This window comes from Streptomyces sp. HD (assembly GCF_028369295.1).
Lineage (GTDB): Bacteria > Actinomycetota > Actinomycetes > Streptomycetales > Streptomycetaceae > Streptomyces.
This window is the reverse complement of record NZ_JAQMYP010000078.1, coordinates 1-13,041: the sequence shown is the minus strand read 5'-3', so window position 1 is coordinate 13,041 and position 13,041 is coordinate 1. Positions and strand designations below refer to the sequence as shown.

The window sequence follows — 13,041 nt, the reverse complement described above, 5'->3', positions numbered from 1 at the left end:
ATTGAGCCTCTCGTTACCAGCAACGATGCAAGTCAGCGGTCAGTTCCGGTTTATTTCGAAAGAATCCGGTGCAGCGGCAACCACGGCCGCGCAGATCAGGTCACCGGCCCGCCCGGCATCCATGATTCCCGGCATCTCACGCGTCCGCCGCACCACGCCCTCCGTCGATCCGGCTCCCCGTTCCTCAGTGCTTTCCCGACTTCCCGCCAGGTACACAGCGGACCTCCCGTCACCACACGCTCCGATCTCCCCGGTCACCCATCCATACGCGTCCCTCCCCTCCTGTGTTCTGCCGTCTACGCCCGCTCTCTCGGCCGGGCCGCCACCGCGGCCCACTCCCACCGGCCGGCGCGGGCCCACCCCCTGCGGCCTGCGGAAACCCGTGCCCTGTACCAAGGTCACCCGGACGGCACGCGCCGCCTCCGCCAGGGACGCGCCCGTCGTCATCAGGTCGTCGACGAGCACGACCTGACCACCGGCGAGCAGCCGGCCTCCCCCAGGAGCCACCGTCAACGCGCCCGCGAGATTGTCCAACCGCTGGCGGGAGTTGAGCCCCGACTGATCGGCCACGGCACGCCGCTGCCGCAGCACGGCCAGCACCCGAGCCGGTGTCCCGGCCCGCCGCAGCTCCCCCGCGGCCGCCAGCGCGATCCGCCGCGCCGGATCATGCCCTCGTGCCCGCACCGCCTCCCGCGCGGACGGCACGGGTACGAGCAGCACAGGCGCCCCCGCACTCCCGAACACCCCCGCGCCGTCACCCCGTACCCGAAGGCCCGAGGACTCCCTCAGCCCCGCCCTCACAGCCCCCGCCAGAGCTGTCCCGAGCGGCGCCGCGAGCGCCAGCGCACCGCGCTCCTTGTGGGCCAGCAGCACCGCCCGCACCTCGTCCGCGTACCGGGCCGCCGCGTGCACCACAGGCAGCCCGGGCGGCTCCGGCACCGGTCGCACCCGGCTCGGCGCGGTCCCGCTCAGGACGGCACGGCACTCCGGGCAGAGCACCGTGCGGGCCCTTCCACAGCCTCCGCACTCAGCCGGCAGCACCAGGTCGGTGAGGTCCTGCCACCACCCCCGCATGTCCTCCACTGTGCCAACGCCAGCGACGACCTGCCACCCCTGTGGATAACCACCTGTGGATAACTCCGGCCACTACGCAGCCGCCCACATCCGCCCCACAGCCGCGCCGAATTCCCACCCCCGGCCGAGCAAGAACCGGACGCCCACCCACAACGCGAAAGCGGCCGCCTCCAGCCGGGGTCACACCCAGCCGAAGGCGGCCGCCAAGCGCCCGTCCGCGAACCTCAACGGCTCACCCCGGATAAACCGGAGCCGTCCCGTCCGTCACCACCTTCTGCCACTGCATCCCGGACGGCAGCCGTACGATCCCGTCCTCCGAGTAGCCGACCAGCGGCAACCGTGCGTCCTCGGACGCGGTGATCTCCTTCACGCCGCTCAGGGCGGCGGGCACCGGCCCCTCCGGCGTCGAGCCGTCGACCTGGACGTACCGCATCGTCTGGACGCCGCCCCGCTCGCGCCCCGCCACCACGAGCCGGCTGTCACCGGCCCACGACATGGCGGTGACCTCCTCCAACTCGGGCGTCGCGGACCGCAGTTCGTGCACGGAGATGGCCGCGTCCTCCCCGGCCTTGCCGGCCTCGCCGTGCTCGATCCGCCCGATGAGCAGCGACGACTTGTCGCCCTGCTTCACCACGAGCGCGATCCGCACCCCGTCGGCGGCCACCCGCACGGACTCGATGCGCCCCTCCAGCCCCGGCGGCGTCTTCACCACCAGCGGATCGCCGACGCCCTCCTTCAGCAGCAACAGCCGCGGATTGTCGGGGTTGCGGTCGGCCACCCACAGGTCGCCCTGTGCGTCCCAGCTGGGCGCCGACAGCCGCTCCTCCTCCGTCCGGCCCGCGCTGGTCAGCTCGGGATCGCCCAGCGGGCCACCCGACACCAGCGCCCCGACGTACAGGTTCTTGCCGTCGAGACCGACCCCGGCCGCCATGTCCTCATCACGCGACACGGCCACCGACTTCAGCTCCGCGTCCCCCTCGCCCAGCGCACCCGGCACCGGCGTGGCCTGCGTGTCCTTGGTGGCGGCCGGCAGCCGTACGAGCCGGTGCTTGTCGTTGAGGAAATACAGATATTCGGCGTGCTGCACCGACCCACGCGCGGCGACGGCCTCCGCCCGGTCCTCGGTGAGCGAACACAGCTGCCTGCCGCCCGCCCGCAGCACGACCTCGTCAACCGTGGGAGTGAGGTTCTGCAGGGTGAACAGCAGCTGCGCCGCCATCTCGTGGCACTGGGTCAGCCCGACCCGGGCCGCCTTGTCGTTCAACGGCACCGTCAGCCGGTTCTGGTCGTCCGGCGGCAGCGAGGCGGTGCCCTTGGTCAGCGCCGTACCGGTGGGGAAGCTCGACCTGACCACCGGGTTGAGCCAGCTGGTGGGCCCCTTGAGCAGGGAACGCACCATCTCCGTCATCGGGTCCACGTTCCTGCGCACATAGACGGGATCGGCGACGGCCGCCGTGTGCGGGGAGGTCCCGAGCGTGGTGTTCGTGGCGAAGTAGTACTTGTCGACGGACATGTAGTTGCGCTGGAAGTCCGACTTGCCCATGACGACACCGCGCGGTGGCACGTCGATACGCCACTGCTTGGTCTTCTTGTCGCGGGTGAGATGCATCAGCTCGCTGTAGTCACCGCCGGCGGGCGCGTACGCCTGCTGCGCGTCGACGGTCGCGACCCTGGCGCCGGTCAGCGTGTACGAGATGCTGTCGCCGTCCTCCCGGGCTCCCACATGGTCCGCTTCGATGCCCGGTCCGTCGGCGAGCACCGTCGTGGACAGCAAGGGCCGCCACTTGTCCGACGCTTCCTTGGTCAGATATTTGCGCGCTATCTCGTAGTCGGGATCGTCGCTGGTCAGCGCCTCCAGGAAGCCCGAGACGATCTCCGGGGCCGAAGCGTCGTCGTGCGGCGGCATGGCGAAGACCCGCACCTGCGTGTCCTGACGCGGCGTGGACTCGACTCCCCGCAGATCGCCGCTGTCGGGCATCGAGGCGCACCCTGCCAGCAGTACGACACCACAGGCGGCGTACACCCCCGCGCGCCCCAGACTGCGCCGGGCGCCCCCTTCGCGGTCAGCGCCCACGAAATGCCTCCCCCTGCTTGTTCGGCTCCTCGTCCCGCCCGGCTTCCTCGCTCGACGGCGACCCTTCCGCGCCAGGTGTGTCGTCCTCCTGCCGCCGTGCGCCCGAGGCGGGGCGGGGAACCACGCGAGCGCCGTTCCCGGGCAGCGCCGTCGGATCGGCCTTGGGGGCCGCCCCACCCGGCCGCGCGGCGAACGGGTCCCTCGACGTCATCGAAGGCCCCGGATCCCCCTTGGGCTGCGACGGCACCGTCGCGGCCTTCTCACCACCGCCGCTCGGCAGACCGGCGTCATTAAGTCCACGATTGCGTCGCGAGTCCTTGGGCTCCAGGGGTATCGGAGACCCCCGCAGCGGCTCGTCCGCGGTCCGCGGCAGCGTCAGCCGGAACTGCGAACCGCCGCCCGGCTCGCCCCACGCCTGCAGCCAGCCACCGTGCAGCCGCGCGTCCTCCAGGGCGATGGACAGCCCCAGTCCCGTACCGCCTGTGGTGCGCGCGCGTGCCGGGTCGGCTCGCCAGAAGCGGCTGAAGACCCGGGTCGCCTCGCCGGGCTTGAGCCCGACGCCGTAGTCACGCACGGCGACGGCGACCGCCCCGCCCGCAGCCGCGAGCTTGACGACGACGTCCCGGCCCTCGCCGTGCTCGACGGCGTTGACGACAAGGTTGCGCAGCACACGCTCCACACGCCGGGCATCGGCCTCGGCGACGATGGGCTGCTGGTCGCCGAGGATCCGTATCTGAGTGCCCTTGCGCTCGGCGAGGGGCTCGGCCCCGGTGACGACGCGCCGTACAACCTCCCTGAGGTCGATCGGCTCGGCCTCCAGCGCCGCCGCGCCCGCGTCGAAGCGGCTGATCTCCAGCAGGTCGGCGAGCAGCGACTCGAACCGGTCCAGCTGGTCGGCGAGCAGTTCCGCCGACCGCGCGGTCACCGGGTCGAAGTCCTCCCGCGCCTCATGGATGACGTCGGCGGCCATACGCACGGTCGTCAGCGGCGTCCGCAGCTCGTGCGACACGTCGGACACAAACCGCCGCTGCATCCGCGACAGGTCCTCCAGCTGCTGGATCTTCAGCTGCAGGTTCTGCGCCATCTTGTTGAAGGCCTCACCGAGCCGCGCGATGTCGTCCTCACCGGTGACCTTCATCCGCTCCTGCAGACGCCCGGCCGACAGCCGCTCGGCGATCCCGGCCGCCATCCGCACCGGTGTGACGACCTGCCGCACCACGAGCCAGGCGATGGCCCCGAGCAGTACGACCACGAAGAGTCCGGCGGTGGCGAGCGTCCCCTTGACCAGGCTGAGCGACTTCTCCTCCTGGGTGAGCGGGAAGAGGTAGTAGAGCTGGTACGGGTCGTCGTTGGGGTCGTTGACCTGCTTGCCGATGACCAGGGCCGGCTGCGAATCCTTGTGCGCCGCGCGCAGGTAGGCGATGCGGGTGTAGCTCTGGAACGCGCCCGTAGCGCTGTCGATCCGCTCGCGTAGTGCCTCGGGCACGCTCGCCGTCGGGTCGACAAGGCCGGAGCCACGCCGCCCGCGTCCGCCGGTGTCACTTCCCGCGGAGGCCGGGAGCGTCACCACCTCGAAGGCGCCCTGCCCGCCGCTGGAGAGCGAGGAGACGAGGTCGGTCATCCACGGGCTGACGTTCTGGTCGAAACGCTCGTCCGCCGTCGAACCGTCGTCGGCGGTCCCGGCCGCCGCCTCCTCCGCCCGCTGCTTGGCCGCCGCGAACCCGCCCGTGGCCTGGCTCTGCGAAGCCTTCACCTTGGCGTCCAGCAGGCCGTTGCGCACCTGCCCGATGACCACGAAGCCCAGCAGCAGAACCACACCCAGCGACATCAGCAGGGTCGTGACGACGACCTTGAGCTGGATGTTGCGCCGCCACAACCGCATGACGGGCAGCAGCGGCCGGCGCACCCAGCGCAGCACGAGCCGAAGGACCGGGCTGCCCTGGACTCCGCCCTGCAGCAGCCCGCCCTCAAGGAACCGTCCCCAGCGGGAGCCCGCCTTCTTCCGGCCGACAGGCCGCTCCGGACGGGCCCCGGACCGACCGGGGGCCGAAGCGGCACTGTCCCCGGACATGTCAGCTCGGCCCTGCCTTGTAGCCGACGCCACGAACGGTCACCACGATCTCCGGACGCTCCGGGTCCTTCTCGACCTTGGAACGCAGCCGCTGCACATGCACATTGACCAGACGGGTGTCGGCCGCGTGCCGGTAGCCCCACACCTGCTCAAGGAGCACCTCACGTGTGAACACCTGCCACGGCTTACGGGCCAGCGCGACCAGCAGGTCGAACTCCAGCGGCGTCAGCGCGATGGACTGCCCGTCCCGCTTCACGGAGTGCCCGGCCACATCGATGACAAGGTCACCGATGGCCAACTGCTCGGGCGCCGGCTCCTCCGACCTCCTGAGCCGCGCCCTGATCCGGGCGACAAGCTCCTTCGGCTTGAACGGCTTCACGATGTAGTCGTCCGCGCCGGACTCAAGACCGACCACCACATCCACGGTGTCGCTCTTGGCCGTGAGCATCACGATCGGCACTCCGGACTCCGCCCTGATCAGACGGCACACCTCGATACCGTCCCGCCCGGGCAGCATCAGGTCCAGCAGCACAAGATCCGGCTTGGTCTCCCGGAATGCGGCCAGCGCCTTGTCGCCGTCGGCTACGAAAGACGGCTCAAAACCTTCACCACGCAGCACGATGCCGAGCATCTCGGCCAGTGCGGTGTCGTCGTCGACGACAAGGACTCGTCCCTTCATGGATGCCATCATCCCATTCTCATAACAGTGGCGAAGGCTCAGGTGAGATAGGTCACCGGCCAGTGACCTTAGTCGTACGCGGCCGCCACTGTCTGCCCTCGCTCACATCACAGAGTGTGACCTTTGGGCAGGTTCGCCCCAGCTTGCCCGCCCGACTGGTTCCAACCTCTACGTCACAACATCTGTGTCGCCTGCCGCGACCTGGCACACAGCTCCGCCAGCGCCTCAGCTGTCACAGGCGACACAGCTCCCTCCTCGGTGACGATCGCGGTCACCAACTCGGGCGGCGTCACATCGAACGCCGGGTTGTACGCCTGCGTCCCCAGCGGCGCCACCGGAATCCCGCCACCCGGCTCCACCCCCACCACCGGCACCTGGGGCGCCATGAGCTCGGTGACCTCGAATCCCGGCCTCTGCTCGACCTCGATGGACGCCCCGTCCGGCGTCTCCGGATCCACCGTCGTCAGCGGCGCCACCACGATGAACGGCACATGGTGGTACCGCGCGAGCACCGCCAGCGGATAACTCCCCACCTTGTTCGCCACCGACCCATCGGCAGCGATCCGGTCCGCCCCGATCAGCACCGCGTCCACCTCTCCGGCCGCGAACAGCGAACCCGCCGCGTTGTCCGTGAGCAAGGTGTACGCCATCCCGTTGCGCGCGGCCTCGTACGCCGTCAGGCGCGCCCCCTGCAGCAACGGCCGGGTCTCGTCCACCCACAGCCGCCTGAGCCGCCCGGCCCGGTGCGCCGCGAGCGCCACCGCGAACGCCGTACCCTCACCGCCCGACACCAGCGCCCCGGTGTTGCAGTGCGTGAGAACGCGATGCCCACCGCCCGGCAACAGCTCGTCCAGCAGCGCCAGTCCCCGCTCGGCCATCCGTGCGCTGGCCTCGGCGTCCTCCTCGTGCAACGCCCGCGCCGCCCCTAGCGCCTCCGCGGCCGCCCGCTCGACATCGCCACTGCGCGCAAGCTCGGCCCGGTAGGCGGACTGGGCCCGTCGCACGCCGACGGCGAGATTCACCGCGGTGGGCCGGGCACCCGCCAGCGATTCCGCGGCGGCGTCCACGTCGAAGCCGCGTACGGCGGCGAGCGCGACGCCGTACGCCCCGGCGATACCGAGCAGCGGTGCCCCGCGCACCGCGAGCGAGCGGATCGCCTCCACCAGCGCGGACGCGTCTGTACAGACCCGTTCGACCTCCTCGGCCGGCAGTCTCGTCTGGTCGAGAAGCACCAGAACTGGGCCCTCGGGTGGCTCGTCCCACCGAATCGCCGGTGTCCCGGTCGGCTTCCTGTCCTCGCCGGATTGCGCGTACTGATCAGCCATGCGGTCAGTCTGCCCCTTGTACGGCGGACAATTGAAGGTGTGCAGCCCATACCGCGGCCGGTACCTCGCCGACCGCCCCATGGCACGATGGCTGCCAACCTGCCGCCGCGACCGCGGACGGGCACCGTGAAGGAGCGACGATGAAAGACACTCCGGGCTGGGCCTCGCCCGGATCCGCCCCGTCCGACGGACAGGAGCCCGGCGCGTCCGGCCCTGCCGAGCCCGCAGACCGCCCCGACCCCGCGCAGCAGCCGGGAGCGGACCCACAGGGCCCCGGCCCGAAGTGGTCCAAGGAGCAGCCGCCACCCGGCCAGTGGTCCGCTCCGACCGGGCCCCAGGCTCCCGGTCAGGCCCCACCGCCGCCCCCGCCCGGCCCCGGCTGGGGCGCCCGCCCTCCCGCCGGCCCCGGCGGCGGCCACCCGGGCTACAGCCCCCCGGGCGGATACGGCCCCTGGGGCAGCGGCTGGGGCGGCCCCCCGCCCGCTGCCAAGCCCGGCGTGATCCCGCTGCGCCCGCTCGGAGTCGGCGAGATTCTCGACGGCGCGGTCTCCACGATGCGCACCTACTGGCGCACGGTCCTGGGCATCTCGCTGACCGTCGCCATCGTGACGGAGATCCTGGCCATTCTCCTCCAGGGCTTCGTCCTGAACGACTACACCAGCACCGAGGCCCTCAACGACCCGAGCGCCACCCTCAGCGAGCTGACCGACGCCCTCGGCGACGCCATGCTCAGCTCCAGCGTGCTCTTCCTGATCTCGGTGATCGGCGCGATCGTCGCGACCGCCCTGCTGACGACCGTCACCAGCCGCGCGGTACTCGGCAAGTCGGTGTCCACCGGCGAGGCCTGGCGCGACGCCCGCGCTCAGGTACCGCGCCTCTTCGGCCTGCTCTTCCTGCTGTTGCTCATGACCGTCGGCCTGGTGGTCGTCGGCGCCGTGCCCGGCATCCTCGTAGCGGCCTCGGGCGCCGGTGAAGGGGGCGCCGCCCTCGTCGTCCTGGGCAGCCTCGGCGCCGGCGTCGTCGCGATGTGGCTGTGGTTCCGCTTCTCCCTCGCCTCGCCCGCGCTGATGCTGGAGAAGCAGGGCATCGTCAAGGCGTTGAGCCGCTCCGCGAAGCTGGTCCGCGGCTCCTGGTGGCGCGTCTTCGGCATCCAGTTGCTCGCCACCATCATCGCCAACGTCGTCGCGGCGATCGTCGTCATCCCCTTCACGTTCCTCGCCGCCGCCCTCGGCGGCGACGGCGCCGGCAGCTTCCTCGACGGCACCACCGAACTCGGCTGGACGTTCCTGATCATCAGCGGTGTCGGCTCGGTAATCGGCTCCATGATCACCTTCCCGATCACGGCCGGCGTCACCGTCCTGCTCTACATCGACCAGCGCATCCGCCGCGAGGCCCTCGACCTCGAACTGGCCCGCGCAGCCGGCGTCCAGGGCTACGGCACCGACACTCCGGGGAGCTGAACCGGTGAGTCTGGCGGGGGGAGTTCTCACGACGGCGTCAGCATTGCCGGACGCGGCCGGACGCACGTTGTTGCGCTCGGGCGGCACCGTGGTGCGGTCGCTGTCCCACTCCGGCGACACGGCCGCACTGTCACTGCTGGCGCGCTCCGACGACGAGCCGCCACTGACGATCCCGCGTGATCCAGCGCGGGAGGCGGCCCGACGCGAGCTGTCCAAGCGCATGTACCACGAGAACGAACCCAGCTGGTTCCAACGTGCCTTGGACGCCTTCTGGGACTGGGTCGAGGACCTGTTCAAGAGCGCCTCGACCGCGACGCCGGGAGGAACGCTCGGCCTGGTCGTCGTCATCCTGGTCGTCATCGCGGTCATCGGAGCCCTGTGGTGGCGCCTCGGCACCCCGCGCCGCCAACCCGCCTCCTCCGCCATCCTGTTCGACGACCGCCCCCGCAGCGCCGCCGAACACCGGGCCGCCGCCGAAGCACACGCCGCCCAGGGCCACTGGAACCAGGCCGTCCAGGAACGAATGCGCGCCATCGTCCGCTCCCTTGAGGAGCGCGCCCTCCTCGACGTCCGCCCCGGCCGCACCGCGGACGAGGCCGCCGCCGAAGCAGGCCGCTCACTGCCCTCGCACACGGACCGACTGCGCGCGGCCGCCCGGGACTTCGACGACGTCACATACGGCGGACGGGCCGCGACCCAGCAGGCGTACCAAAGCATCGCCGCACTCGACCGCGACCTGGAGAGCAGCAAGCCACAGCTCGCGAGCAGCGCCGCCAGCACGGCCCACAACGCCCGCCAGGGGGCCGCCGAATGACCACCGAGGCCATGCTCCCCTCCACCTCGGCCTCGCCCACCGCACGCCAGGTATGGACCCGCGCGAGAGGCATCGGCCTCGCCGTCGTACTCCTGCTCGCGGCGGCCGTCGCGATCGCCACGATCCGCTCCGACACCCAGCACGGCGCCCTCGACCCACGCTCCGCCGACCCCAAGGGCAGCAGGGCGGTGGCCGAACTCCTCGCCGACCGCGGCGTGGACACACGCGTGGTCACCACCCTGGACGAGGCACGCTCCGCAGCGAGTGCGGACACCACCCTCCTGGTCGCCGTCCCCGATCTGCTGACGCACCGTCAACAGACGTCGCTGCGTTCTGCGACCGCCGCTTCCGGCGGCCGTACTGTCCTCGTCGCCCCGGGCGGGTGGTCCGTAGAAAGACTCGTCCCCGGAGTCACCGCGGACCCCGCCACCAGCCTCGACTCGGAGCTCTCCCCCGACTGCGCCCTGCCCGCCGCCCAACGAGCGGGCACCGCCGACCTGGGCGGCATCCGCTACACCACCACCCACCTCGGCGCCGACGAGTGCTACCCCAGCGAGCGCCTGGCCACCCTGCTGCGCGTCCCGGCGAAGACCGGGGGCGGCGACACCATCGCCCTCGGCGCGCCCGACATCCTCCACAACGATCATCTCGACGAGCAGGGCAACGCCTCGCTCGCCCTCCAACTCCTCGGCTCCCGCCCCCATTTGGTCTGGTACCTCCCCTCGCTCTCCGACGCGTCGGCCGCCGACACGGACGACGAACGCAGCCTCTTCGACCTGCTTCCCTCAGGCTGGGTCTGGGGCACCCTGCAGCTCTTCATCGCCGCAGCACTGGCCGCCCTCTGGCGGGCACGTCGACTGGGCCCCCTGGTTCCCGAAAAACTCCCCGTGGCGATCCGCGCCTCCGAAACCGTCGAAGGCCGCGCCCGCCTCTATCGCAAGGCCAACGCCCGCGACCGCGCGGCCGCCGCTCTTCGCTCCACCAGCCGCACCCGCCTCGCCCCCCTCGTAGGTGTCCCCGTCTCCCAGGCACACACGCCCGAGGCCCTGCTCCCCACTCTGTCCGCCCACCTCCACAACCAGGGAGACGGACAGGGCCTGCGCTCTCTCCTCTTCGGCCCGCCGCCCAGCGACGACGCGGCCCTCATCTCCCTCGCTGACCAACTCGACGCCCTCGAAAGAGAGGTACGCCGTCCATGATGGACCCGACCACTGACAACGCCGGGAACACCGGGGACCCGGGCACCGCCCGTGCTTCCCTGGAGGCCCTGCGCGCCGAGATCGCCAAAGCCGTGGTCGGCCAGGACCCCGCCGTGACCGGTCTCGTCGTCGCCCTCCTCTGCCGCGGACACGTACTACTAGAAGGAGTCCCTGGGGTCGCCAAAACGTTGCTCGTCCGCGCCCTCGCATCCGCACTCGAACTCGACACCAAGCGCGTGCAGTTCACCCCCGACCTCATGCCGAGCGACGTGACGGGCTCCCTCGTCTACGACACCCGCACCGCCGAGTTCTCCTTCCAGCCCGGCCCGGTCTTCACCAACCTCCTCCTCGCGGACGAGATCAACCGCACCCCGCCCAAGACCCAGTCGTCGCTGCTGGAGGCCATGGAGGAACGTCAGGTCACGGTCGACGGCACGCCCCGTCCGCTCCCCGACCCGTTCCTGGTCGCCGCCACGCAGAATCCGGTGGAGTACGAGGGCACGTACCCCCTCCCCGAAGCCCAGCTGGACCGTTTCCTCCTCAAGCTCACGATCCCGCTCCCCTCCCGCCAGGACGAGATCAACGTCCTCACCCGCCACGCCGAGGGCTTCAACCCGCGCGATCTGCACGCCGCCGGCGTACGCCCCGTAGCGGGCCCCGCAGACCTTGAAGCCGCACGCGCGGCCGTGGCCAAGACGACGATCTCTTCGGAGATCACGGCCTACGTCGTCGACATCTGCCGAGCCACCCGCGAGTCCCCCTCCCTCACCCTCGGAGTCTCTCCGCGCGGCGCCACGGCCCTCCTGGCCGCCGCCCGCGCCTGGGCCTGGCTGACCGGCCGTGACTACGTCATCCCCGACGACGTCAAGGCACTGGCCCTCCCCGCCCTCCGCCACCGCGTGCAACTCCGCCCGGAGGCCGAGATGGAAGGCGTCACGGCCGACTCCGTCATCAACGCGATCCTCGCCCACGTCCCCGTCCCCCGCTGATGGCATTCACCGGACGTGCCGCACTCCTCGCGGCCCTAGGCTCCCTCCCCGTAGGCATCTGGGACCCCAGCTGGACGGGCATCCTCGCGGTCAACGCACCCTTGGCCGCGGCCTGCGCCTGCGACTTCGCCCTGGCGGCACCCGTACGACGCCTCGGCCTGACCCGCTCCGGCGACGCCTCCGTACGCCTGGGCGAAGCGGCCGACGTCACCCTCACGATCACCAACCCGTCCCGCCGCCCGCTCCGCGCCCACATCCGCGACGCCTGGCCACCGAGCAGCTGGCAGCCCGGCACAGAGGTGGCGGCCTCCCGCCACCGCATGACGATCCCCGCCGGCGAGCGCCGCCGTATGACCACCCGCCTACGCCCCACCCGCCGCGGTGACCGCCAGGCCGACCGCGTGACGATCCGCTCATACGGCCCTCTGGGCCTCTTCTCCCGCCAGGGCACCCACAAAGTCCCCTGGACGGTACGCGTCCTTCCCCCCTTCACCAGCCGCAAGCACCTGCCCTCCAAACTGGCCCGCCTGCGCGAACTCGACGGCCGCACCAGCGTGCTCACGCGCGGCGAAGGCACAGAATTCGACAGCCTGCGCGAATACGTCCCCGGCGACGACACCCGCTCCATCGACTGGCGCGCCACCGCTCGCCAGTCCACGGTCGCCGTCCGCACCTGGCGCCCCGAACGCGACCGCCACATCCTCCTCGTCCTGGACACCGGCCGAACCTCAGCAGGACGAGTCGGCGACGCCCCACGCCTCGACGCCTCCATGGACGCGGCCCTGCTCCTGGCCGCCCTCGCCTCCCGAGCCGGCGACCGTGTCGACCTCCTCGCCTACGACCGCCGAGTACGCACCCTCGTCCAGGGCCGCGCAGCAGGCGACGTCCTCCCGTCCCTGGTCAACGCGATGGCCCCCCTCGAACCCGAGCTTGTCGAAACGGACTCCCGCGGCCTTACGGCGATGTCCCTCCGGACAGCTCCCCGCCACTCCCTGATCGTGCTGCTGACCACCCTGGACGCCGCCCCGATCGAAGAGGGCCTGCTCCCCGTCCTGTCTCAGCTCACTCAGCGCCACACCGTCTTGTTGGCATCAGTGGCGGACCCCCACATCGCGCGCATGGCAACCGCACGCGGAAACACGGACTCCGTGTACGAGGCCGCAGCCGCCGCCCAGGCCCAGAGCGAACGCCACCGCACGGCGGAACAACTTCGCCGGCACGGCGTCACGGTCGTCGACGCAACGCCGGAAGCGCTCGCACCGACACTGGCGGACGCCTATTTGGCACTCAAGACAGCAGGACGTCTGTAATCCACGGGAGAGCCTGATGTGCTCTCCCGTGGAACCTCAATTGACT

General features: G+C 71.3%; 10 protein-coding genes. 5 read left to right on the top strand and 5 right to left on the bottom strand.

What is annotated here, in order from left to right:
* Positions 1–39: 39 nt before the first annotated feature.
* From POF73_RS42335 to mtnA, 5 genes are all read right to left on the bottom strand, one after another.
* Positions 40–1,074 (bottom strand): ComF family protein, encoded by a 1,035-nt coding sequence (locus tag POF73_RS42335; protein WP_272124748.1) that lies wholly within the window; start codon positions 1,072–1,074, stop codon positions 40–42.
* Positions 1,075–1,306: 232 nt separating this feature from the next.
* A complete protein-coding gene (locus tag POF73_RS42330) occupies positions 1,307–3,148 on the bottom strand; it encodes an LpqB family beta-propeller domain-containing protein (protein WP_272124747.1) in 1,842 nt (613 codons plus the stop codon).
* Positions 3,138–5,219 (bottom strand): MtrAB system histidine kinase MtrB, encoded by a 2,082-nt coding sequence (gene mtrB, locus POF73_RS42325; RefSeq protein ID WP_272124746.1) that lies wholly within the window; start codon positions 5,217–5,219, stop codon positions 3,138–3,140. Before mtrB ends, POF73_RS42330 begins: the two co-directional genes overlap by 11 nt.
* A gap of 1 nt (position 5,220) precedes the next feature.
* A complete protein-coding gene (mtrA, locus tag POF73_RS42320; protein ID WP_272124745.1) occupies positions 5,221–5,910 on the bottom strand; it encodes a two-component system response regulator MtrA in 690 nt (229 codons plus the stop codon).
* Between the two features lie 161 nt (positions 5,911–6,071).
* Positions 6,072–7,223: an S-methyl-5-thioribose-1-phosphate isomerase gene (mtnA, locus tag POF73_RS42315; RefSeq protein ID WP_272124744.1), complete on the bottom strand. Its 1,152-nt coding sequence runs from the start codon at positions 7,221–7,223 to the stop codon at positions 6,072–6,074.
* Between the two features lie 140 nt (positions 7,224–7,363).
* Between mtnA and POF73_RS42310 the strand changes: the two genes are divergently transcribed.
* Genes POF73_RS42310 through POF73_RS42290 form a run of 5 tightly spaced genes read left to right on the top strand, consistent with a single transcriptional unit; the run spans position 7,364 to position 12,995 of the window.
* Positions 7,364–8,683, top strand: coding sequence for a glycerophosphoryl diester phosphodiesterase membrane domain-containing protein (locus POF73_RS42310; protein ID WP_272124743.1), 1,320 nt, complete (start codon positions 7,364–7,366; stop codon positions 8,681–8,683).
* A gap of 4 nt (positions 8,684–8,687) precedes the next feature.
* Positions 8,688–9,497 (top strand): DUF4129 domain-containing protein, encoded by an 810-nt coding sequence (locus tag POF73_RS42305; RefSeq protein ID WP_272124742.1) that lies wholly within the window; start codon positions 8,688–8,690, stop codon positions 9,495–9,497.
* The gene (locus POF73_RS42300; RefSeq protein WP_272124741.1) at positions 9,494–10,696 is read left to right on the top strand and encodes a DUF4350 domain-containing protein; all 1,203 of its coding nucleotides are present in this window, start codon (positions 9,494–9,496) and stop codon (positions 10,694–10,696) included. Before POF73_RS42305 ends, POF73_RS42300 begins: the two co-directional genes overlap by 4 nt.
* Positions 10,696–11,685 carry an AAA family ATPase gene (locus POF73_RS42295; RefSeq protein WP_272124763.1) on the top strand — a complete coding sequence of 330 codons (990 nt, stop codon included), beginning with the start codon at positions 10,696–10,698 and terminating at the stop codon, positions 11,683–11,685. The genes POF73_RS42300 and POF73_RS42295 overlap by 1 nt, the downstream gene beginning before the upstream one ends.
* Complete coding sequence (locus tag POF73_RS42290) at positions 11,685–12,995, top strand: DUF58 domain-containing protein (protein WP_272124740.1); 1,311 nt, start codon at positions 11,685–11,687, stop codon at positions 12,993–12,995. Before POF73_RS42295 ends, POF73_RS42290 begins: the two co-directional genes overlap by 1 nt.
* Positions 12,996–13,041 lie beyond the last annotated feature (46 nt).

What these genes read in the sequence shown, in the direction of transcription:
- POF73_RS42310 (WP_272124743.1), top strand. Translation starts at nt 7,364, where the DNA reads ATGAAAGACACTCCGGGCTGGGCCTCGCCCGGATCCGCCCCGTCCGAC.
- POF73_RS42290 (WP_272124740.1), top strand. Translation starts at nt 11,685, where the DNA reads ATGGCATTCACCGGACGTGCCGCACTCCTCGCGGCCCTAGGCTCCCTC.
- mtrA (WP_272124745.1), bottom strand. Translation starts at nt 5,910, where the DNA reads ATGATGGCATCCATGAAGGGACGAGTCCTTGTCGTCGACGACGACACC.
- mtrB (WP_272124746.1), bottom strand. Translation starts at nt 5,219, where the DNA reads ATGTCCGGGGACAGTGCCGCTTCGGCCCCCGGTCGGTCCGGGGCCCGT.
- POF73_RS42295 (WP_272124763.1), top strand. Translation starts at nt 10,696, where the DNA reads ATGGACCCGACCACTGACAACGCCGGGAACACCGGGGACCCGGGCACC.
- mtnA (WP_272124744.1), bottom strand. Translation starts at nt 7,223, where the DNA reads ATGGCTGATCAGTACGCGCAATCCGGCGAGGACAGGAAGCCGACCGGG.
- POF73_RS42335 (WP_272124748.1), bottom strand. Translation starts at nt 1,074, where the DNA reads ATGCGGGGGTGGTGGCAGGACCTCACCGACCTGGTGCTGCCGGCTGAG.
- POF73_RS42300 (WP_272124741.1), top strand. Translation starts at nt 9,494, where the DNA reads ATGACCACCGAGGCCATGCTCCCCTCCACCTCGGCCTCGCCCACCGCA.